Origin of the sequence: Bacillus sp. FSL R7-0646 (genome assembly GCF_037969865.1) — a bacterium.
GTDB lineage: Bacteria > Bacillota > Bacilli > Bacillales > Bacillaceae > Bacillus > Bacillus licheniformis.
In genome coordinates, this window is the sequence record NZ_CP150217.1 from 448333 (window position 1) to 470100 (window position 21768).

Annotated in this window: 19 protein-coding genes; 11 read left to right on the plus strand and 8 right to left on the minus strand. The window is 46.2% G+C overall.

Annotation, left to right across the window (positions count from 1 at the left end):
- Positions 1-99 precede the first annotated feature (99 nt).
- Both MKY62_RS02260 and MKY62_RS02265 read right to left on the minus strand, forming a co-directional pair.
- Positions 100-1245, minus strand: a complete 1146-nt coding sequence (locus tag MKY62_RS02260) for a phytase (protein ID WP_003178907.1) — start codon at positions 1243-1245, stop codon at positions 100-102.
- 250 nt (positions 1246-1495) lie between these two features.
- Positions 1496-2986: an oligopeptide:H+ symporter gene (locus MKY62_RS02265; protein ID WP_003178909.1), complete on the minus strand. Its 1491-nt coding sequence runs from the start codon at positions 2984-2986 to the stop codon at positions 1496-1498.
- A gap of 289 nt (positions 2987-3275) precedes the next feature.
- On the opposite strand from MKY62_RS02265, the gene MKY62_RS02270 reads away from it, so the two are divergent.
- Positions 3276-5012, plus strand: coding sequence for a right-handed parallel beta-helix repeat-containing protein (locus MKY62_RS02270; RefSeq protein WP_025805989.1), 1737 nt, complete (start codon positions 3276-3278; stop codon positions 5010-5012).
- A gap of 23 nt (positions 5013-5035) precedes the next feature.
- Here MKY62_RS02270 and MKY62_RS02275 read toward each other — a convergent pair whose 3' ends face one another.
- Positions 5036-5254 carry a hypothetical protein gene (locus tag MKY62_RS02275; RefSeq protein ID WP_003178914.1) on the minus strand — a complete coding sequence of 73 codons (219 nt, stop codon included), beginning with the start codon at positions 5252-5254 and terminating at the stop codon, positions 5036-5038.
- A 178-nt stretch (positions 5255-5432) separates the two neighbouring features.
- Here MKY62_RS02275 and MKY62_RS02280 point away from each other — a divergent pair, with 178 nt between their 5' ends.
- From MKY62_RS02280 to MKY62_RS02295, 4 genes are all read left to right on the plus strand, one after another.
- Positions 5433-7022 carry a spore germination protein gene (locus tag MKY62_RS02280; protein WP_338134426.1) on the plus strand — a complete coding sequence of 530 codons (1590 nt, stop codon included), beginning with the start codon at positions 5433-5435 and terminating at the stop codon, positions 7020-7022.
- Positions 7006-8229: a Ger(x)C family spore germination protein gene (locus MKY62_RS02285; protein ID WP_003178918.1), complete on the plus strand. Its 1224-nt coding sequence runs from the start codon at positions 7006-7008 to the stop codon at positions 8227-8229. Before MKY62_RS02280 ends, MKY62_RS02285 begins: the two co-directional genes overlap by 17 nt.
- Before the next feature lie 24 nt (positions 8230-8253).
- Positions 8254-9360 (plus strand): GerAB/ArcD/ProY family transporter, encoded by a 1107-nt coding sequence (locus MKY62_RS02290; RefSeq protein ID WP_003178920.1) that lies wholly within the window; start codon positions 8254-8256, stop codon positions 9358-9360.
- Positions 9361-9487: 127 nt separating this feature from the next.
- On the plus strand, positions 9488-10144 hold the full coding sequence (locus MKY62_RS02295) for a MerR family transcriptional regulator (RefSeq protein ID WP_231105879.1): 657 nt from the start codon (positions 9488-9490) through the stop codon (positions 10142-10144).
- A 32-nt stretch (positions 10145-10176) separates the two neighbouring features.
- Here the strand turns inward: MKY62_RS02295 and MKY62_RS02300 are convergent, their stop codons facing one another.
- Entirely contained in the window at positions 10177-10860 is a 684-nt protein-coding gene (locus MKY62_RS02300) for an ABC transporter ATP-binding protein (RefSeq protein WP_003178925.1), read from the minus strand.
- A 15-nt stretch (positions 10861-10875) separates the two neighbouring features.
- The gene (locus tag MKY62_RS02305; protein WP_003178927.1) at positions 10876-12315 is read right to left on the minus strand and encodes an ABC transporter permease; all 1440 of its coding nucleotides are present in this window, start codon (positions 12313-12315) and stop codon (positions 10876-10878) included.
- A 217-nt stretch (positions 12316-12532) separates the two neighbouring features.
- Here MKY62_RS02305 and MKY62_RS02310 point away from each other — a divergent pair, with 217 nt between their 5' ends.
- Both MKY62_RS02310 and MKY62_RS02315 read left to right on the plus strand, forming a co-directional pair.
- The gene (locus MKY62_RS02310) at positions 12533-13219 is read left to right on the plus strand and encodes a response regulator transcription factor (protein ID WP_003178929.1); all 687 of its coding nucleotides are present in this window, start codon (positions 12533-12535) and stop codon (positions 13217-13219) included.
- Positions 13209-14636, plus strand: coding sequence for a HAMP domain-containing sensor histidine kinase (locus tag MKY62_RS02315; RefSeq protein WP_009330185.1), 1428 nt, complete (start codon positions 13209-13211; stop codon positions 14634-14636). Before MKY62_RS02310 ends, MKY62_RS02315 begins: the two co-directional genes overlap by 11 nt.
- Positions 14637-14675: 39 nt before the next feature.
- On the opposite strand, the gene MKY62_RS02320 is transcribed toward MKY62_RS02315, so the two are convergent.
- The 3 genes from MKY62_RS02320 to MKY62_RS02330 all read right to left on the minus strand — a co-directional run bounded on the left by MKY62_RS02320 (position 14676) and on the right by MKY62_RS02330 (position 17872).
- On the minus strand, positions 14676-15461 hold the full coding sequence (locus tag MKY62_RS02320) for a methyl-accepting chemotaxis protein (protein WP_237711628.1): 786 nt from the start codon (positions 15459-15461) through the stop codon (positions 14676-14678).
- Between the two features lie 14 nt (positions 15462-15475).
- Positions 15476-16375, minus strand: coding sequence for a methyl-accepting chemotaxis protein (locus MKY62_RS02325; protein WP_237711627.1), 900 nt, complete (start codon positions 16373-16375; stop codon positions 15476-15478).
- A 135-nt stretch (positions 16376-16510) separates the two neighbouring features.
- Positions 16511-17872, minus strand: coding sequence for an aspartate kinase (locus tag MKY62_RS02330; RefSeq protein WP_003178935.1), 1362 nt, complete (start codon positions 17870-17872; stop codon positions 16511-16513).
- A 276-nt stretch (positions 17873-18148) separates the two neighbouring features.
- On the opposite strand from MKY62_RS02330, the gene MKY62_RS02335 reads away from it, so the two are divergent.
- The 4 genes from MKY62_RS02335 to MKY62_RS02350 are packed head-to-tail and all read left to right on the plus strand — an operon-like array spanning position 18149 to position 21756.
- Entirely contained in the window at positions 18149-19102 is a 954-nt protein-coding gene (locus tag MKY62_RS02335; RefSeq protein ID WP_003178937.1) for an ABC transporter permease, read from the plus strand.
- Positions 19092-20036, plus strand: coding sequence for an iron chelate uptake ABC transporter family permease subunit (locus tag MKY62_RS02340; RefSeq protein WP_003178939.1), 945 nt, complete (start codon positions 19092-19094; stop codon positions 20034-20036). Before MKY62_RS02335 ends, MKY62_RS02340 begins: the two co-directional genes overlap by 11 nt.
- Positions 20036-20794 (plus strand): ABC transporter ATP-binding protein, encoded by a 759-nt coding sequence (locus MKY62_RS02345; protein WP_003178940.1) that lies wholly within the window; start codon positions 20036-20038, stop codon positions 20792-20794. The genes MKY62_RS02340 and MKY62_RS02345 overlap by 1 nt, the downstream gene beginning before the upstream one ends.
- A 14-nt stretch (positions 20795-20808) precedes the next feature.
- On the plus strand, positions 20809-21756 hold the full coding sequence (locus MKY62_RS02350; RefSeq protein ID WP_003178942.1) for a siderophore ABC transporter substrate-binding protein: 948 nt from the start codon (positions 20809-20811) through the stop codon (positions 21754-21756).
- Positions 21757-21768 lie beyond the last annotated feature (12 nt).

The following is a 21768-nucleotide window of genomic DNA, read 5'->3' on the forward strand; positions in this document are numbered from 1 at the left end:
ACGGCATAGAGATTTAAACGCAATACCATCCCTCCATTAATAGTTATCTTAACATAAAGGAATGTGAAAAATCCGCGGGCATTTCCCGCGGATCCGTCGTTATTTGGCTCGTTTTTTCAGTTTTCGGGGATTGACCTGATCATCGATATCAGGCTTGTCGTCCAGCGCGTCAGCAATTTTTTCCCAGGAGACAATTTTGAAGTTCTGATTGGCTGGCTGTCCATTTTCCGTATTTTCGCCGTCTTGGGCGACAAAGATGCCGTATGGATATTTTTTGCCGAGGCCGAAGCCGATGACGTCGATTCCATCGGTATCGCTTGTCCCGTCGATTTCTTTACCGTCATCAATTGAAAAATCGGTGACATAGTCGTTTTTCCCGCGCCGGTCATAGATGGCATAACGGTTATCGCCCTGACTGGACGCGATCAAATATCCTTCGCCGTCTTCTCCGTAGTAAATCGTCAGCCCTTCAATATCAGCGGTTAAATGCGTTCCGCCTGCGCGATCGACAATTTTTCCTTTATCTCCGCCGTTTGGCTCGGCGCTGAAAGACCAAATCGCAGCGTCTTCTTCAGCGATGTACATTTTGCCGTATTCATCATCTGCTGCAAGCCCTTCTGTTTGAGAGCTCATTTTGAATGAGCGGACCTTTTTGCCTTCGACTTGTCCTTTTCCGTTGTCAAACAGTTCATATTGCTCGAATTCTCCGTTCTTTCCGGTCACCATGGCGTAGAACTTGCCGGTTTTCTGGCTGTGATACAGGCTGAAACCATACACCTCCTCAATATCGGTTTGAATAGGTTTTTGAGGATTGACGATGTTTTTCAGCTTGTTTTTTTCGCCGTCAAAGGCGTATATTTCAACCGTGTTTTTGCCGTCTGACCGGTTTGAGGCCCCGGCAATATCAATTTTTTTGCCATCGAGCGGAAAATTGTAGCGGAGATCGACGTTGTTTAATTTGCCAAACGGATAGGCTGCCAGCTGTTTTCCGTTTAAATCGTAAACGATCAAGCCAGATTTTTTATTTGTTGTGATCAGCCGGCTTTTTTCAGGCTGCTTCGGATGAACCCAAATCGCCGGGTCATCTGCCGCGTCGTCAGGGGTATCCACCGGCTCTGTCTCTGCATCGGCAGTCACCGAGAAGTCCTTATAAGCTGAAGCTTCGGCACGGGGGAGAATGCTCCATGAGGGAGACAATAAGGATGCCGCAAGAGTTGATAAGGCGAGCGTTTTGTAAAAGTTCATATATTAACCTCCTTTTGATAACACTTATACTAGCAAATCAATGAAAACTATCATTTGAGGAAATGTAAACTTTTGTTAAAAAAGCGGTGGTTTAAAGGGGCTGTGAGATTTAGCATACGAAGCCGCAGAGAAAACCCCCGGAATTCTTTCCGGGGGTTTTGCTTTAACAGGTATTCCCTATCTCTCATTAAATCGAAATGTATATATCCTGCGAAAAAACAGAAGAAAAGGAGTATCAGCCTATTGCTTTTTAATTAACACCCTTCATAAATTTCTGAATTTTCGGTGACAGCAGCATCAAAATGATCCCGAGCAGGATGGATACACCGCCGATGATGCCGAAGTAGGCGATCTCGGTATCAACGCTGTAAAATCTGACGATCTGTGCGTTGATGGCCTGTGCAGAAGCGTTTGACAGGAACCATAGACTCATCGTCTGCGCTGAGAAAGCAGCAGGAGCCAGCTTTGACGTTGCGGATAACCCGACTGGAGACAAGCACAATTCCCCAAGAACGACGATCAGGAAGCTGAGCACAAGCCACATTGGATTGGCAAGCGATTCAGTGCCGTTGATGTAAGCAGGGAAAATCATAACGACAAATGACAGTCCGGCTAAAATCAACCCGAGTGAAAACTTCGTCGGCGTTGACGGCTGACGGTTTCCGAGCCTCATCCAAATCCATGCGAAAACCGGTGCAAGCACAACGATGAACAACGGATTCAGCGACTGGAACCAAGATGAATGCAATTGGACACCTAAAAATTCTAAATGAGTGCGTTTATCTGCATAGGTGGCTAAAATATTGGCGCCTTGTTCCTGAATCGCCCAAAACATCATCGATGCGACAAACAGCGGAATGTAAGCCGTGAGACGGGAACGTTCATCACTCGTCGTCTTGGAGCTTTTAAACATGACGATGAAATAAATCAGCGGGATCAAAATGCCGAGACAGCTGACGATCATCGTAAACAGCTTGATTGTCATCCAGCCCATAAAGATGGAATAGCCAAAGATGGCAGCGATCACCAAAACACCGATCCCGATCCGTCCGAACACCATTTTCCTTTCAGCTGGTGTGAGCGGATTCGGTACCGTTCTTCCGGCAGATCCGAGGTTTTTCTTCCGCGTCGCTAAATAGGTCAGCAGTCCGAACAACATGCCGATGGCAGCAAGGCTGAAGCCGAGATGGTAGTTGTATGTCTGACCGACTGTGCCGACGATAATCGGCGCGAGAAATCCGCCAAGGTTGATTCCCATATAGAAGATGCTGAAACCAGAATCGCGGCGGGTGTCTTCAGGGCTGTACAAATCGCCGACAACGCTTGATACGTTAGGTTTTAAAAGGCCTGTCCCAATGATGATCAAGAACATGCTGATGAAGAAAGCGGGGACGCTTCCCGGGAATGACAAAAGAATGTGTCCGAACATAATGAGCACGCCGCCGTAAAACACGGTGTTTGCAGTTCCGAGGAGCCTGTCCGCTATCCAGCCCCCGATAATGCCGGACATATAGACGAGGGAACCATATACGGCCATAATCGAGTTCGCTGTCGTTTGATCAAACCCGAGGCCGCCTTTTGTCACCTCTGTATACAAATAATAGATAAGGATGGCTCTCATGCCGTAGTATGAAAAGCGCTCCCAAAATTCAGTGAAGAATAAGGTGAAGAGTCCGCGGGGATGTCCAAAAAACCCCTTTTGCGGAATGTTTTGAAAAGTTTCTTTTTGATGGTTTGACATTCGCAATACTCCTTCTCTTTCTATGTCTATTATAAAAATCATATTCTTATATAATGTTCGTGTCAATACACCTTCAATCGATTTGAATTTTTGATCGATGATGCCACAAGTTGTGAAGCGCTTTACAAGCGGATAGAAAAAAATTTTGGGAGAAAATTTGGATTGAAAGATTTTTTAATAAAATTTTATCTATTTATGTACAAGCGGATTTTACTAGATTGGCATATATATAACGCAAACCGTTTTACAAAAGGAGGCTGAAAACAGCGTGCAGCAGCAACCTGATGAAATGAGAATGACAGTGGTTGACGCGACAAAGTTCGGCGCTGTCGGCGACGGCAAAACAGACTCCACAAATGCGATCAACGAATGTTTGGCATGGACAAAGTCGATGGGATACAACACGGTATGGATACCGAACGGCACGTACATGATTGACGGGACGAAAAACGGCGACCCGCGGGCTCCGTTTCGCGGCGCCGGCATCAATGTTCCCGGCAATATTGAAATTTTGATGGACGCGGAGGCTGTCATCAAGGTAAAGCCGAACAGTTCATGGGGATACGCTGCTTTTTATATAGGCGGAACATCCGATATAAAAATATCCGGAGGCAGCATCATTGGTGAAAGAGATGAACACACATATACACCGGCCCCGAGGCCGACCCATGAATGGGGATTCGGAATTTGCATCGAAGGGGCGTCAAATGTCGTCATTGAACACGTGAGAATAGCCGATTTTACAGGAGACGGAATCATTATCAGCAACGGAGGAGAAGGGTATAGACCGTCAGAGCGTATTCAGGTAACCAATTGCGATATCAGGCGCTCCAGAAGAAATAACTTGTCCATCACAGGGTGCGACAATGTTCTTGTAGAAGGATGCGAAATTGCAGATGCGGGAACAGGAAACGGAACCGCTCCTTGCTTTGGCATTGATATAGAAGGCTATAGTGAAGGAAGCATCGTCTATGAAGAACCCGTCAATGTCATCATCAGAAACAACGTGTTAAAAGGCAATGTCAATCATGCCGTTTCCAACTTCAACGGTACTTCTGTCATCATCGAAGGCAATGTTGCAGACGGTACCATTTCATACGGCTATGGAACGGGGACGACGATTGCAAACAATATCATCAAGAAAAATCCCGAATTCACCGGGCAGAGCACTGGAATTAACGGCCTCGGTGTAGGGGCTTTGGAAGAAAGAAGCGATGCCGTAATAAAGGGAAATTTGATTTCCGGTTTTACGACAGGCATAGATATCCGCGGAAAAAGCGTTTTTGCTACGGGGAATAAAATCCGTGATTTTGTAAATGCCGGAATTCTTGCTTATCAAGCGTCGCAAGTCTTCATTGAAGGAAATTATATTGAAAACGACGTACCTGAACAAAGGTCCGGCACCGCTTTCAGCATCACGCAATCAGACAATGTAACATGTTCCGGCAATCATATTGCAAATGTCGTTCTTGCTGTCAGGAGCACAGGGAACGACGTCCAAATCAAGCATAACGTCATTAAGCAATTTTCCAGAGGCATATGGATATCTCAAGGAAATGCTGTAATAGAAGGAAACTTTATTTCGCCGAACGGCTTTCAAACGGTGCCGGAGTCATATGCTGTATCCGTCACAAACACAGCTTCGGCAGTTATTCAACAAAACACCATCACACGCTTCAGAAACTTTCCAATATACTGCTCGACAAATCAGCATACAAAAATTATCGGAAACTATATTGAAGATTCACCGCTGATCGTCACGGTGTTTCTCACCCGCGGAACACACGAGGTTATCGGCAATACGATAACGCTCAGCAGGCCGTCCTTGCCGGCTGTCCTCATTTATCTTGACCAATCGTCGGACTCGGCGATCCTCAACAACACGCTTCGAAGCAATACGGAAGCAAGAGTAACGGCCATTCAAACCAATACGTCAAGGCAAACGCTCATCATCGGCAATACGATTGTCAAAGGAATGATCCATTCCCACCAAACAGATACAGTCAATGGAAATATCGAAGTTTAAGCTCCCTTTGGACAGGGAGCCTTTTATGTCCTTTTTCTCTTTTTGCGAAAGCTTTCCGAGGCTTCGAGAAAAATGATAAACAAAAATAAAAGGATGATGATCCACTCGCCCACTTCCAGGATGGCAAACGTCAGGGAGTTTACAATGGCTCTTTGCAAGGTCATGCCTTGAAATACATCCAGCATGACGGCAAAAGCCTCTAAGGAAGCTAATAATAAAAGCCCGATTCCGATTAATTTCAACTTTGCACCACTCTCCGTTCCCCGTTATTTTTTCTCCTTTCATAAAGCACTATTCACCCGGGAATAGTATAAATGTGCTTGCGCAAGGAAAAATATGAAAAACGAAAAGGGGATTCTGACAGCCATGCCATTCTTTTTTAAAGGTCGTCATCAAAAAGATAACAAACAAGAATCTCTAATGAGCGGAGATAAGAACCCGGAAACCGTAAAGTTGTCTGGGTTTGTGCGTCCCTTGCTTGCCGAAAACCTGAGCCTGATTAAAGAAATGACCGGAAACAGCTCCGATATTGTCATCCGCAAGTTAAAAACGGGCGCTGGCGAAAAAATTGAAATAGCCGTCGTTTATGTCGGCGGCATTACAGATGATAAAGCGATTCACGATTTTTTGCTGGAATCGATCATGAACTCCGAAGAATTGGCGAAAAAGGAGTACGGCAGGGAGGTTCTTGAGACGATTGCAAGTGATGCCGTTGCCCTGGGCGGTGTCGAAAAAGAAAAGCGATTGGACAAAGTGCTCGAATCTTTGATGGCAGGAAATACGATCATTTTGGCCGAGGGGACGGCAAAAGCGGTTATTACGACCACGAAAGGCGGTGAAAAACGCTCGATCAAGGAGCCTGAGAATCAGCAGGCATTCCGCGGTTCACGTGAAGGATTTATCGAATCGCTCGACACGAATATTTCTTTGGTGCGCAGAATTATTAAAAACCCGAATCTATGGGTTGAAAAAACGACGATGGGAAGCGTCACAAAAACCGATGTAGCGATCATGTATATCAATGGGGTATGCGACCCGAAAACGGTGAAAGAAGTCAAAAAAAGGATGGAAAGCATTGAGATCGACAGCATCCTTGAATCGGGCTACATTGAACAGTTTATTGAAGACGCCGTATTTACGACTTTTCCGACGGTATATCATACTGAAAGGCCGGATATGGTCGCAGGAAACCTGCTTGAAGGAAGAATCGCCATTTTTGTTGACGGTACACCGTTTGTTCTGCTTGTCCCTGCCGTTTTTATTCAATTTTTTCAATCTGTTGAAGATTACTATTCACGCTTTGACATTGCGACGTTTATCCGCTTTTTACGCGTATTGATCTTTTTTATTTCGCTGATTGCGCCTGCCGTCTACGTCGGTGCGACGACTTTTCACAAGGAAATGATCCCGACGGAGCTTTTAATCGTAATTGCCGCGCAGCGTGAAATCGTGCCGTTCCCGGCTGTGGTCGAAGCCATGATCATGGAAATTTCGTTTGAAATTTTGCGGGAGGCGGGCATCCGGCTTCCGAAAGCGATAGGTTCAGCCGTTTCGATTGTGGGAGCCATTGTCATTGGGCAGGCGGCGGTTCAGGCCGGGATTGTGTCGCCGGCGATGGTCATCATCGTAGCGATCACAGCGATTTCAAGTTTTGCTACACCTTCTTTCTCCATGGCGATTTCCGCCCGGCTCGTCCGGTTTTTCTTCATATTAGCCGCGGCGACGACGGGTTTTTACGGCATTATTCTTGGACTGATCATCATGTTTGTCCATTTATGCAGCCTGCGTTCCTTCGGTGTTCCATATATGACTCCTTTTGCGCCGTTTATTTTGAAAAACTGGGGCGACGCCATCGTTCGTCTGCCTTGGTGGACACATGAGAAGCGGCCTGAACTGATCGGCAACGACAATAAGGTGCGCCAAGGAGAATACCAGAAACCCGAGCCCCCGGATTCAGGCGATATGAAGACAAAACAAGAAGATGGTGATCCAAATGAAACGAATCGTTAAAATTGTGCTCCTACTTGCCGCCATTGTCCTTCTTCAAGGGTGCTGGGATAAAAGAGAGCTGACAGATTTGCTGCTGATCACTGCCATCGGTATTGATAAAGGTAAAGATACAGATTACGAATTAAGCTATCAGATCGTCAATCCGATCAATGTGACAGGCGGCCTTCAAGGCGGACAGGGAGGAGACAGGCCGCCGATTTCAAGCTATTCTGTGACGGGCAACAATCTGACGGAAATGAGCAGACATGCGTCAGCAAAAATGTCGCGGGAAATTTATTACTCCCACACCAACCTCGTGGTTGTCGATGAAAAACTCGCCAAGGAGGAAGGCTTGATCAAAATTCTGGATGTTCTTGACCGGGACACCGATTTTCGTACAACGGCGACGATTATTATTTCCCGCGGCCAAAAAGCGAAAACATTCATCCGGACGCTGACGCCGATCGATAAGATCCCGTCAAATAAAGTAAACAAAACGCTGCAATTTACCGAAGAGCATTTGGGAGAACATATGAAAACGAGCGTCCAGGATGTCATCAAGTGCTTAACATCGAAGGCAAAGCACCCGATTATTTCTTCCTTTAAAGTAACCGGAAACAAGGAAAAGGGTGAAAAAATGGAAAACGTGCAGTCTACATCTCCTGAGGCAATAGTCGAAGCGGACGGCTTGGCGGTCATTAAAGAGGGAAAGCTCGTCAATTGGCTTGAAGGCAAAACGGCGAGAGGCGTTTTATGGCTGCGCAATAAAATCAGCAGAACGTATTTGACAATTCCAATGAATCATGAGAGAGATGCCGTCACATTTGACGTCATCCGCCAAAAAACAAAAATCGGATCTCACCTGAAAAACGACAAACCGGCGATTTCGGTTGACGTGGCTATGGAAGGGGACATCGGCGAAACAACTGTGCCGATTCACCTGGATGATCCAAAAGTGCTGAGCGATATCGAAAGGAAGGTGGCAAAGGAACTGAAAAATGAATTGCAGAATACGATTGACATTGTTAAGCGGAACAAGACGGATGTTCTGCAATTCGGTGATGTTGTGTATCGCACCCACCCCGAAGTGTGGAAAAAGATGGAGGGTGAATGGAGCAATCGGTATTTTCCTGACACAGACGTCGACATTACGGTTAATGCATACGTACGAAGAACAGGTTTAAGAAACAATCCGAACATTTTGAATCATCATGAAGGGCGTTCTTGAATGAAAGAGAGAGGAGGGCTTTAAATGGAGAAAGCAAAAATCAGTGCTGCACAGCTGTTCGTGCTTATTGTTCTGTTTGAACTCAGCAGCTCTCTGCTGATTTTTCCAGGACAATCTGCCGAACAGGACGCCTGGATCGCGATCTTGTTCGGAACAGTCGGAGGGCTGGCTTTGTTTATGATGCATCACTTTTTCTACCAGGTGAATCCCGACGCCTCTCCCTATGAAACGCTGATGAATATTTTTGGAAAACCGGTTGGCTGGAGCATGACATTTATCTACATTGTTTATTATTGTTACATTGCGGCAAGGGTTTTGCGCGATTTTGGAGAAATGCTGCTGACATCGGCTTATCCGAACACGCCGATTATCTTCGCTAATGGATTGTTGATTGCAGTTTGTATTTTTACTGTGAGGAAGGGAATCGAGGTCCTTGCCCGTTCAGGCGAGCTGTTGTTTGGCATCATGTTTTGGCTTGCTGTCACAGGCCTAATCCTGATAGTTTCGTCAGGCTTGATCAAACCGAAAGAGCTTTTGCCCATTCTTGGAAACGGACCCGGTCCGATGTTTCATGCCGTGTTCACGCAAACGCTGTATTTTCCGTTTGGAGAAATTATCGCCTTTACATTGATCCTGCCGTATTTAAAGGAAAAGAAACTAGCGAAAAAAGCCGGGTTGTTGGGAATTGCCATCAGCGGCCTCATCCTGGCTTTTAATGTCGCATTGAACATCAGCGTGCTTGGCGTCGATCTCAATATGCGGTCGCGCTTCCCATTGCTGAGTACGATCCAGACGATTCAAGTCGCCGAATTCTTGGACAGGCTTGATGTATTTTTCATGCTCGTGCTGGTGATAGGCGGTTTTTTTAAGATGAGCATTTTCATGTATGCCGTAACCGAAGGCGTGACCGTTTTATTCAAGCTTAAAAACCCCTCCAAAGTTGTTCATGTCATCGGCATTATTATTTTGATTTTGTCCGTCTCCATTGCCAGCAATATTTCAGAGCATGTTAAAGAAGGAATCGAGTTTGTTCCATTATATGTCCATTTGCCGATGCAGGTGATCCTTCCCGCTTTTATTTGCATAGTCACTTATGTGAAAATGAAAAAAAATAAAAAAAAGGCCATGTAATGGATTGACCCCGCCCTTAGGGCACCCTTTAACATGACAGACGAGGTGAGGTTTGATGCTCTATACGGTAAAAGAAGTGGCTCGCTTGGCGAATATCACGATCAAAACGCTGTAACACTATCATAAAATCGGACTTTTATGCCCCGCGGAGGTGACGGATGCCGGCTATCGCCTTTACGGGGTAAAAGAGCTGGAACGGCTGCAGCACATCTTGTTTTATCGGGAGCTCGAATTTCCGCTCAAGGCAATTAAGCAAATACTGGACGGCAAAGCTGATCGACTGACGATTTTGTCTGAGCAGAAACGTCTTTTCACTGCCCGTTTGGACAGAATTAAACAGCTTATTTCTACGATCGATCTCTCGATTCAGCAGGCCGGGAAAGGAGAAGCAATGGATCAATCAAGCATGTTCAAAGGGTTTTCAAGCAGCAGGGAATGGGAGGATGCGCTCGCTGAACAAAACCGCTATTTGAAGGAGGCGTATGATGTCGATTTGCTGAAAGGAGAACCAGTCATAGCGGAAGAAATGAATGAAAAAGCTGAAGAGGCGGCCCGTTTTATGAATGGAATGGCCGAAGCGCTCAGAGACGGAGTCAAACACGACCATGAACAAGTGAAGACTGCAATTAAACGGCACCTCAAGTTTTTGGGAATTACGCCCGACGATTTTCAGTCCCAGACACGCTTCTTTATCGAAGACGATTTTCATCGCGGAATGCTTGAAAATCAGCAAACAGGCCTCTCGTATTATTTGGCTGCTGCTGCAGAAGCATTTGCTTCATAATAAAAGAAGGGGAACGGCTCATGCCGCTCCCCTTATCCTGCTGATATGCGTTTTTTGACGGTAAAGCCGCCCCTTGAAAGCGTGATGTTGACATCGGATACCTTTGCGATCTGTTCATCATGGGTGACCATGATGACGCATTTGTTTTCTTGGTGGGCAAGGTTTTGAAAGAGCCGGACGATGTCTTTTGATGTATCTTCATCCAAGTTGCCTGTCGGTTCATCGGCGACGATTAAATCCGTGTCACAGCAGAACGCTCTGATGATGGAGACACGCTGCTGCTGGCCGCCGCTTAATGTCAATACTTTCTGTCTGGCCTGCTTTTCGCCGATGCCGACCTTTTCGAGCATCTCCAAAGCGTATTGTTCCTTGTTTTTGACCTGAGATCCGGTGATTTCCATGGCCGACGTGATATTTTGGAGAGCCGTCATATACGGCAGCAGGTTATAGGACTGAAAAACGATCGATACATATTGATTGCGGAAGCTGGTCAGTCCGATTTTTGAAATGTTTTCTCCTTTGTAGAGGATGTTCCCCTCTTTTGGCGCGTCAAGTCCGCCCGCCAACGATAAAAAGGTGGTTTTGCCGGAACCGGAAGTCCCGACAATCGTATATAAGAGTCCTTGGCTGAATTGAATGCTGATATCCTCGAATAGAGGCTGATCCTGATTTTTATACCAATAGCCGACATTCTGAAATTCTAAAATACTGCCCATAATCTTCACTTCTTTCTATTCTTGTTTTGTTAAAATCGTTTTCGGATGGAGCCTTAAAACAGATATGGACGGAAGGAGTGTCGCGAACATCGCAATTAAAAGGCCGATTCCGCCAAGTGCCATTAAGTTCCCGAAGGATACTTGAATGTCGAGCTGATCAATGGCTGAGACTTGAGCAGTACTTTGTCCGAAGAAGCCTCCGCCGCCTGGGCCCATCATTCCGCCTGCAGACTGGCTAGCTGACGTTTGTTCGATTTGCTGGCTCAAGAGCTGGTTCCCGATTTGCTTTGCAATCAGGCTGCCGGTTAATGCTGAGATCCCGATGGCAAGCACTGCGATCATTAAGATTTCGGTTAAAAACTGTCCGATGAGTTTCCGGCGTTTTTCGCCGATCGCCATCAGAACACCCATTTCGTATTTTCTCTCCCTGATTGACATCATGACGATCAGTCCGAGAATCACCGCCCCGGCGACCGTGACAAGATAGACGACATTTTTCGAGAAGGAGGCGACATTTTCAATCGGGCCGACCATCTGCTGGTACAACTGGTCATTGGCGTCCAATGTGAATGTATCCAAATCAATGCCTGTTTTCTTGGCAGCCGCAATGAAAGCGTCGATGTTGGAGGCGTCGTCCATATTGTAGACCGCTTCATCTATCGCGTTTTGATAATCGTCGCCTTTTAAGGCCGATGCCGCCGTATATGGTGTATAGATTTTGTTATAAGGGTTTAAAAAGGCGAAGTTTTGCGCTTGATTGTCTCCGGATGAAGTCGTTTTATAGATTCCGACGATTTTTAAATTGATCGTTGCATCTTCATCGCTGCTCGCTTTGACTTTGATCGTATCGCCGACCTTCAGCTCGTTTTCTTCGGCAAGCGTTTCTTCAATCACGGCGACTTTTTCATTCACATCATCCTTTGTTAAAGCACGGCCTTCCGTGATCTTGGACGTCCCGTCGGCAAATTCGTCGACGAGGGCTGTGCTTGTCACACCTTCGATTGATACGTCAGCCTGCATCATTTGCCGGCCGCCCTGTTCATTGCCGCCCGATCCGGCCGGCTGATCGCTGTTTGAGTCCGTTGAATCCTCGTCACCGCTTTCGATCGGATCGAAGTTGTCCGCTAAAGCAGATGTTGAGGAGATGAAGTTATAGCTTTTGACATGGTAAAGGCTCGCAAGTTTCTCGGCTGATTTGAGAGAAACGGGGGTCGATTCAAACCTTTTCCGGTCTCCTGAGTCCTGCTGTTCTTTCATCATTTTTTCCCTGTCAACTTTGAGCGTGACGCTGCCTCCGAGCTGTTCCCTCGCCAGTTCGCTCGATTTCACGGCTGCCGACTGGATCGTAATTCCTGTCAGCACGAGCACGCAAATCATCGTGAAAACAAACAATTGTAAAAGTGTTTTTCCTTTTTTCGCTTTCATGCTCCAAAAGGCTCGTTTGAAAAAATTCATAACGCGTGATTCCTCCGTATCTATTTCATTTATTATTGCTGCCAAATCTAACGGCAGCAGGACTTTTGCCTTATGCTTGATTTCATCTTAGCCGCTACTTATGAATAAATTATGACCAAACTGTTGCCAGACCTTTAAATGTTCAGAATGGAATTGAGAAATGGCTGGGCCCTATGTAAAATGAATCTAACGTTTGTCTAGCGGAGGCACTTTTACGATGAAAATATTAATGATTGAAGATAATTTAAGCGTATGTACTATGACAGAGATGTTTTTTGCAAAAGAAGGATTTGAAACAGAGTTCGTCCATGACGGACTCGAAGGATATAACCGTTTTAAATCAGGTGATTGGGATTTGCTGATCATCGATATCATGCTGCCGTCGATGGATGGGGTCACGATCTGCAAAAAGGTCAGAGAAGAGAGCACGGTTCCGATTATTATGCTGACGGCAAAGGATACGGAATCAGACCAGGTGCTCGGTTTTGAGCTCGGGGCTGATGATTATGTGACCAAGCCGTTCAGCCCTTTGGCGCTTGTGGCGAGAATCAAAGCGGTGAGCCGGAGATATCAAAACGCCGGCCGGCAGGATTCCGCTGACAGCGACACGCTTGAAACGGAACATTTTAAAATCAATAAAAAAACGAGAGAAGTGTTTTTGGACGGCGTTCAAATTCAAAATTTGACGCCTAAGGAGTTCGATTTATTGTATTACTTGGTGCAAAGCCCGAAACAGGTTTTTTCAAGGGAGCAGCTGCTTGAGCAGGTTTGGGGATACCAATTCTACGGAGACGAGCGGACTGTGGATGTTCATATTAAACGGCTGAGAAAAAAGCTTGGCAGCGACTCGCGGCCGTTTCTTTACACCGTATGGGGAGTAGGGTACAAGTTCGATGAAGATTAAGTATCTCTATCAGCTGCTGGCCAGTCACATCAGTATATTAGTCTTGGCTTTTCTCATCACGGGGGCGCTGTTTTCACACTTTGCCAAAGACTTTGCATACGAGAGCAAAGTCGATGAGCTGTCTTCCTACGGCTACCGCATCATGGGCGAAATGGAGATGCGGCCGAAAGGAGCGCCGGCCATTATGAAGCCGTTTGAGGAAATTTTGCGAAGCAGGAAGATCAGCTTTTTTCTGTTTAATGAAAAGAAAGAGATCTTGATGACGCCGGCCGATTTGCGGCCGCGAAAACTGCTGCTCAGTGATGAAGAATGGAAAGAGCTTAAAGATGGAAAGGCCGTTGTCGTCAAAACCGACTTTAACCGTTTTAATGAGGAAGTATCGGTCGTCGCTCTGCCCAACATCGTCAACAATGAATTTCAGGGAGGCATTCTGCTGACCGCTCCGATCAGCGGGACCGAAGAAATGATCAGCGACATGAACCGCTTTATGCTCTTTACGGCGGCGGGTGTCATCTTAGTCGCTATTCTCTTAAGCTGGCTGACGTCGAAATTCCATGTCGCCCGCATTCAGAAGCTCCGCGACGCCACGAAAAAAGTCGCGGCCGGGGATTATGACATCCATATCGAAAACCGCAATAAGGATGAAATCGGTGATTTGGGCGACGACTTTAACATTATGGCCCGCAAGCTAAAAAGCTCAAGCGAGGAAATCGACCGGCTCGAAAAGCGGAGAAGGCAGTTTATCACTGACGTTTCACATGAGCTGAAGACGCCGCTGACGACGATCAGCGGTTTAGTGGAAGGGATGAACAGCCAGACGATACCCGAAGACCAGCAGGATAAATGTATGAAGCTGATCACGGAGGAGACAAAAAGGCTGATTCGCCTCGTCAACGAAAACCTTGATTATGAAAAAATCCGCTCCAACCAGATTACATTGCAAAAGCTGCATTATCCGCTGATCGAAGTGTTTGAAATCATTAAAGAGCAGCTGGCGCTTCAGGCGGAGGAGAGACAGAATCAGCTGATCCTCGATGTGGAAGATCATGTAATGGTCAATGCCGATTACGACCGGCTCATCCAGATTCTCGTCAATATTACGAAGAACAGCATTCAATTCACAACGAACGGAACCGTTTGGCTGAGAGGCCGGGAAGACTACAAGGAGACGGTGATCGAAGTAGAGGATACCGGAATCGGCATTGATGAAAATGATATCGAAAACATTTGGGATCGTTTTTATAAAGCGGATTTATCACGGACAAACACACCTTACGGAGAATACGGGCTGGGGCTGTCGATCGTCAGACAGCTCGTCTCCCTTCACAACGGCACGGTAGAGATTGAAAGCGAGAAAAACAAAGGAACAAAATTTATCATCCGCCTGCCGCTGACGGCGAGAGATGATGATGAATAGAAACCCGCCAGACAGCGTCTGGCGGGTTTTTGTTAATCTTTAATTTTTGAATTTCTGAATCAGGTGCTGCAGCTCTTCGGCGTTTTGCGCGAGGATCTGTGATGCGGCGGCGATTTCTTCCATTGAAGCAAGCTGCTCCTGGGTTGCCGCACTAACCGTTTGCGTGCTTCCCGCTGCAGTCTCGGCTACTTCTTTGACGCCGGAAATCGCGGTTTCGATTTCGCTTGTGCCGGCTGTCAGGTTTTTCACCAAGTTTGTCACATCATTGATCTGTGTGACAACCTCAGTTATCGAGTTTTCGATTTTTTGGAAAGCGCCTCCGGCTTCATGAACGACGACAAGTCCTTCTTTGACTTCGCCGGTTGCCGAAATGACCGAGTTCATCGTCTGCTTTGTATCGTTTTGAATGATCGTAATCAACCTTGTAATCTGTTCTGCTGACTGGGCCGATTGCTCGGCTAATTTTCTGACTTCATCCGCGACGACGGCAAAGCCTTTTCCTTGTTCTCCAGCCCTGGCCGCTTCAATGGCCGCGTTTAAAGCTAGCAGGTTCGTTTGTTCAGCGATGCTCGTAATCACTTCGGTAATATTCCCGATCTCATTTGAACGTTCTGTTAAATGTTTAAATGCTTCTGAAAGAGAAACGACCGTTTCATTAATAGACTGCATTTGTGCGCTCACTTTATCAATGGCTTTCGTGCCTTCAAGCGACATCAGCGCCGTCTGGTCTGCGGTGGCGGCTGCCTTTTCGGCGCTAGAAGAAATTCTTCCGGCAAACTCGGTCATTCCCTTAATAACGGTTCTGCTGTTTTCAACGCTTTCCACCTGCTGATCAGAGCCTACCGCAAGCTCCTGGATCGTCGTTGAGCCTTTGTGCTTTCATCAGCGCTGGCGCTCAATTCTTGTGATGATGAAGCAACTTGGTGGGACGTTTCGCCGACCGTTTCAATGATCGAACGGACGCCTGCTACCATTTTGTTAAACGATGCGGTCAGCAATCCCAATTCATCCTTCGATTGATATGTTCCTTTGACAGTAAAATCGCCTTGCTCTGTTTCTGCGAACAGCGCCTGAATGTCTTTGATCGGCTTTGTGATCAGCCTTGTCATTAAGAGTCCGATCGAGATGGATAAAACAAGCGATGCTGCGATCACAATGATGAGAAGCGTGATGATGGAACCGGCTTCTTTAGAATCCCGCTGATAGATCGTTTTGGCGTTGTCAGCATTTAGCGTTTGAATGTCTTCAATCAGCTGGTTGACCGTTTCTCTTTGAGGCTCCATCTCTTTTAGATAGACATCATAAGCTTTGTCATTTTCGTTCTTCACCGCCAAGCTGAGCATCTGGCTGCTGATATCTTGCAATTTCTTGTATTCGCTTTTGAAGCTCTCGTATTTTTCAGAGACGTTGTCCATTAATTTCAGCTGATCGATCTTTTCCATTAAGGTGTTGTTTTCTTCGTTTTTTTCCTTGATGTTTTTTTGCAAAGTTTCATTTCGATCGCTGTCTTTCGTCACCATTAACTCGAATTTGTACGTATCAAGATCGAGGTTGTTCGCTTTTAATCTTGCAAACAACTGGTTGGGAATCAATTGATCTTGATAGATCATCTCGGAACCTTTGGAAAGCTTGCTCAGCCCGCCTACCCCCTGGATGCCTACAATTGACAAAGCCAGCGCCGAAATGATAATGATGACAAACAGTTTGCTTCTGATTTTTATATTTCTCAACAGATTCATATGGTGTTCTCCCATCAATTTATTTACTTTACATATCGGCTTTCAAAACGGTTTTGTGAATCAATTTAGGGCAGGCAATTTAAGGGAAGGGGACATTTTCTGACAACAAAAAAACCCCATAAAAAAGGGGCTTTTTTAAACGAGAACTTTTGCGAAAAACTCCTGGTATAATGCGCGGACCGCTTGTTTTTCCTGAGCTTCCTTAACGCCGAACATCATGCTGACTTCCGAGGAGCCCTGGTTGATCATTTCGATGTTGACGCCGGCTTCAGACAATGCTTTTGACGCTCTTGCCGTCGTTCCGACGTTATGGCGCATGGCTTCGCCGACGACCATGATCAGGGCAATATTGTGTTCAATCGCTACTTCATCAGCATCCAACTCTTCCTTGATCCGTTTGATCATCCGTTTTTCTGCTGCTTGATCCATTTGATTCTGCCTTAAAATGATCGTAATATCGTCAATGCCGGACGGAATGTGTTCATATGTCAGCCCTTCATCTTCAAGGATTTGCAGGACGCGGCGGCCGAAGCCGATTTCTCGGTTCATCAAATATTTGCTGATGTAAATGCTGCAAAATCCGCTGTCGCCGGCGATCCCGACGACAGGTCCGTTCGTGTTGTCGCGTGTGGCGACAACTCTTGTCCCTTCTGCGTCCGGGTTGTTTGTATTTTTGATCTGAACCGGTATGCGCGCCCGGAAAGCAGGGATCAATGCTTCATCATGAAAGACGGAAAAGCCGGCATACGACAGCTCTCTCATTTCCCGGTATGTCAGCTCGCGGATTTCTTTCGGGTTGGATACGATCGCCGGGTTGACAGAATAAACGGCGTCAACGTCAGTGAAGTTTTCATACAACTCGGCTTTCAATCCATTCGCTAAAATGGAGCCCGTAATGTCAGAGCCGCTGCGCGAAAACGTCATCACTTCTCCTTCCTGGCTGAATCCGAAGAAGCCGGGAAAGATAATGATGCCCTTTTGCTGTCTCAGCTGAAACAGATTGTCGTAGGACTCGGGCAGCACTTGTGCGTTGCCGGGTTCGCTCGTCACGAACAGCCCGGCGTCTTTTGGACTGACATAATGTGCTTCAACTCCACGGTGCCTGAAGTAGGCCGCTACCAGTTTGGCATTGTTATCTTCGCCGCTAGCTTTGATCGCATCAATAAACCGTTCCGGATTTGTTTTATCACCTTCGAGCAGCTGAAGCAGGTCTGCCCGGATCCGGTTGATCACGTCATCGGCAAGCCCGAGCTCTAGCGCGATATCGGCATACCGTCCGACAATCGCCTCAACCAGGCCGGTCGCTTCTTTCGATAATAGGTACTGTTGGGCGCATTCGATTAACAGGTCAGTTACTTTCGTATCCTCGGGATGCCGTTTTCCGGGTGCCGATACGACGACGGCCCTCCTTTCCGGATCGGAAGTGACGATTTGAAATACTTTCTCTAGCTGGGCTCCTGATGCGAGCGAGCTGCCTCCAAATTTAACGACTTTCATTTGTTACATCTCCTAAAGTTTAAATTTTCGAAATAAATTTAATTTTAATTATTGCGCTTTTTACAAGAAGAATCAAGGTTTTTCTTTCAGGAAAGAACAAATGTGTTTTTGAGGAGGACTCATCATAGGGAAATCGCATGACTTCAACCTTTGTATCTATTAATCTTATTGACTATGTCAGAAAAAATGGTAAGATATATAAAGGCCCTTATTGATAATGATAATCATTAACGTCGGCGGAGGGGTTGCTTTGTTGTGCAAGGAGGCTACTGCAGCATGAAATTACGATACTTATTGCTAATGCTCATCATTCTTTCATTCAGCTCGATATTCATCGGCGTTAAGGAGCTTTCGCCTCTTGACCTTTTCCGCTTTAATGAGGACGAAATTCAAACGCTTTACATAAGCAGAATCCCGCGCTTGATCAGCATCGTGCTTGCGGGAATGAGCTTGAGCATCTGCGGGCTGATCATGCAGCAGCTGACGCGCAATAAATTTGTTTCACCAACCACCGCTGGAACGATGGATTGGGCTCGGCTCGGCGTGATCATTGCGATCGTGCTTTTTTCGTCTGCAGGGATAGTAGTCAAAATACTGTTTGCCTTTGTTTTTGCACTGTTTGGCAGCTTTTTGTTCGTCAAAATTTTGGACAGAATCAAGTTCAAAGATGCGATTTTCATCCCTCTCGTCGGAATGATGCTCGGGAGCGTTGTCAGCGCCATCTCTACTTTCATGGCTTATCAGTACAATATTATTCAAAACGTCAATGCATGGTTTGAAGGGAATTTTTCGCTCGTCATGAAGGGGAGGTATGAGCTCTTATTTCTGAGTATACCGCTCGTTATCATTGCCTATCTGTTCGCCAATAAATTCACGTTGGCCGGGATGGGGGAGTCATTTTCCATCAATCTTGGTTTGAAATACAAGCGGGTGGTCAATATCGGGCTGATCATCGTATCTATTATTTCGTCCGTCGTCATCCTGACGATCGGCACGCTTCCCTTTTTGGGATTGATCATCCCGAACATCGTGTCCATTTACAGGGGAGATCATTTGAAAAACAGCCTGCCTCACACGGCGGTTCTCGGAGCCGTTTTCGTCTTGTTTTGCGATATAGCGGGACGTCTCGTCATTTACCCGTACGAAATTTCGGTTGGTTTGATGGTCGGCATCATCGGGAGCGGCGTTTTTCTTTACTTGCTTTTAAGGAGAAAAGCCTATGCGTCATAAACAGAAAATGCTTGTACTCATCGTGATAGCAGCAGTCTGCATCGGGCTGTTTCTGTTCTACGGTTTGCCGTCTGTATGGGAATATGCGCTTCCGCGGAGGTTTGCCAAGGTTTTTGCGATCATCATTGTCGGTACAGCGATTGCGTATTCGTCGATGATTTTCCAAACGATCACAAACAACAGAATTTTGACGCCGAGCATCCTCGGACTCGATTCTCTCTATGTTCTGCTGCAAACCGGGATTATTTTCTTTTTCGGTGCAGCCAAACTCGCTGACCTTGGCAAAAACGGCAATTTTCTATTGTCTACCGGTTTGATGGTCTGCTTTTCATTTGTGCTGTTTTTCCTGATGTTCCGCCGCGGGGGAAGGCACATCTTCCTGCTGCTGCTCGTTGGAATCGTGTTCGGCACATTGTTCAGAAGCCTGTCATCCTTTATGCAGATGCTGATCGATCCGAACGAGTTCCAAGTCGTTCAAAACAAGATGTTTGCCAGCTTCAACAATTTGAATACGGACATTTTAGTGCTTGCTTCGCTCGTCATTCTGGCGATTCTCGTTTACGCTTGGCGGTTTAATCCGTACTTTGACGTGATTTCGCTCGGCAGGGATCAAGCCGTCAACCTCGGAATCGATTACGACCGGACGGTGAAGAAAATGCTGATCGTCGTCGCCGTTCTCGTTTCCGTGTCTACTGCCCTCGTGGGTCCGATCACATTTTTGGGGCTTCTCGTCGTCAATGTGGCCCGGGAGGTATTTAAAACGTATAAGCACAGCGTCCTGATTCCCGGAGCGGTTTTGTTCAGCATCATTGCGCTTGTCGGAGGCCAGTTCATTGTTGAAAAGCTGTTTGGTTTAACGGTGACGCTCGTGGTGATCATTGATTTTATCGGCGGGATTTATTTTATTTACCTGTTGCTGAAGGAGCGTAAATAATGATAGAAGTACGAGATATCATGAAACAATTCGGAGAGCAGACCGTTGTTCATCCCACGACTTTAACGATACAAAAAGGAATGATCACGTCCTTCATCGGACCGAACGGAGCGGGAAAAAGCACGCTTTTGTCCATCATCAGCAGGCTGATCGGCATGGACGCCGGAAAAGTGCTGATTGACGGCAAAGAAATCGGGGCTTACAAAAGCAATGATTTAGCAAAAAAAATCAGCATTTTAAAGCAGTCCAACCAGATCAACATCAGGCTGACTGTCAGGGAGCTCGTCAGCTTCGGCAGGTTTCCTTATTCACAGGGAAGGCTCTCGAAAGAGGACTGGGCATATGTCGATGAAGCGATTGATTACATGAAGCTGAGAGACATTGAGCATAAACACCTTGATCAGTTAAGCGGCGGCCAGTGCCAGCGCGCTTTCATCGCGATGGTCATTGCTCAGGATACCGACTATATATTGCTTGACGAACCATTGAATAATCTCGATATGAAACACTCAGTAGAGATTATGAAGCTCTTGAAAGACCTTGTCGAAAATCGCGGAAAAACGATCGTTATTGTCATTCATGACATTAATTTCGCCTCGGTTTATTCCGACAGAATCGCAGCCCTGAAAAACGGGCGGATTGTAAAAGAGGGGCCGGCGGAAGACATTATCCAAACGCCGGTGCTGAAAGACATCTATGATATGGACATTCCGATCCAACAAATCGGAGATCAAAAAATCTGTGTATATTTTAAATGATGAGGTGACCTGAATTGAAAAAACTATCTTTATTGATTATGGCATTGATAACCGTTCTTGTCGTAGCCGCCTGCGGAAACAAAGCTGCTGACACAGATGCAAAATCTTCCTCTAAAAAAGAAACCGTCACAATTAAACACAACAGCGACACAACAGATGTACCGAAAAACCCGAAAAAAGTCGTTGTCTTCAACTTTGGAATGCTTGACACGCTTGATGAGCTTGGCTTAAGCGACCGCGTTGTCGGCCTTCCGAAACAAACCCTTCCGTCTTACTTGAAAAAATATAAAGACAGCAAATTTGAAAGCGTCGGCGGACTAAAAGAGCCAGATTTTGAAAAAATTGCTGAGCTTGAGCCTGATTTGATCATCATCGAAGGCAGACAGTCTGAACAGTATGACGAGTTTAAAAAGATCGCTCCGACGATCGACATTGAGCTTGACCAGAAGAACTACATGAACAGTTTTAAAGAAAATACCGAAAACATTGGAAAAATCTTCGGTAAAGAAGATGCTGTCAAAGAAGCCCTTGCGAAAATCGATGAAAAAGTAGAGAAAGCCAACAAGCTGGCGAAAGAAAAAGGCGGCAAAGGATTGGTCGTCTTAACGAGCGATAAGCAAATCAGCGCGTATGGAAGCGGCTCAAGATTCGGCTTGATCCACGATGTGCTCGGCGTTGAACCTGTCGATAAAAACATCGAGGTTTCCCTTCACGGCCAAAGCGTCTCTTCAGAATATATCTCTGAAAAGAATCCTGATTACCTGTTTGTCATCGACCGAAGCGCTGCCATCGGCGAAAAAGGAACAGCAAAAGAAGTCATCGAAAATGAAATTGTAAAATCAACAAAGGCCTATAAAAACGGCCATATCACATACCTTGATCCAGGCTACTGGTACCTGTCAGGCGGAGGCCTTGAATCCGTATCTGAAATGGTGAAAGAAGTCGAAAATGGATTGAAATAAAAGAGCGAGGCT

Coding starts and splice junctions, on each gene's coding strand:
- MKY62_RS02300 (WP_003178925.1), bottom strand. CDS start 10,860: ATGGGCAGTATTTTAGAATTTCAGAATGTCGGCTATTGGTATAAAAAT.
- MKY62_RS02280 (WP_338134426.1), top strand. CDS start 5,433: ATGAGCGGAGATAAGAACCCGGAAACCGTAAAGTTGTCTGGGTTTGTG.
- MKY62_RS02315 (WP_009330185.1), top strand. CDS start 13,209: ATGAAGATTAAGTATCTCTATCAGCTGCTGGCCAGTCACATCAGTATA.
- MKY62_RS02265 (WP_003178909.1), bottom strand. CDS start 2,986: ATGTCAAACCATCAAAAAGAAACTTTTCAAAACATTCCGCAAAAGGGG.
- MKY62_RS02310 (WP_003178929.1), top strand. CDS start 12,533: ATGAAAATATTAATGATTGAAGATAATTTAAGCGTATGTACTATGACA.
- MKY62_RS02335 (WP_003178937.1), top strand. CDS start 18,149: ATGAAATTACGATACTTATTGCTAATGCTCATCATTCTTTCATTCAGC.
- MKY62_RS02285 (WP_003178918.1), top strand. CDS start 7,006: ATGAAACGAATCGTTAAAATTGTGCTCCTACTTGCCGCCATTGTCCTT.
- MKY62_RS02290 (WP_003178920.1), top strand. CDS start 8,254: ATGGAGAAAGCAAAAATCAGTGCTGCACAGCTGTTCGTGCTTATTGTT.
- MKY62_RS02340 (WP_003178939.1), top strand. CDS start 19,092: ATGCGTCATAAACAGAAAATGCTTGTACTCATCGTGATAGCAGCAGTC.
- MKY62_RS02305 (WP_003178927.1), bottom strand. CDS start 12,315: ATGAATTTTTTCAAACGAGCCTTTTGGAGCATGAAAGCGAAAAAAGGA.
- MKY62_RS02260 (WP_003178907.1), bottom strand. CDS start 1,245: ATGAACTTTTACAAAACGCTCGCCTTATCAACTCTTGCGGCATCCTTA.
- MKY62_RS02345 (WP_003178940.1), top strand. CDS start 20,036: ATGATAGAAGTACGAGATATCATGAAACAATTCGGAGAGCAGACCGTT.
- MKY62_RS02270 (WP_025805989.1), top strand. CDS start 3,276: ATGAGAATGACAGTGGTTGACGCGACAAAGTTCGGCGCTGTCGGCGAC.
- MKY62_RS02325 (WP_237711627.1), bottom strand. CDS start 16,375: ATGAATCTGTTGAGAAATATAAAAATCAGAAGCAAACTGTTTGTCATC.
- MKY62_RS02330 (WP_003178935.1), bottom strand. CDS start 17,872: ATGAAAGTCGTTAAATTTGGAGGCAGCTCGCTCGCATCAGGAGCCCAG.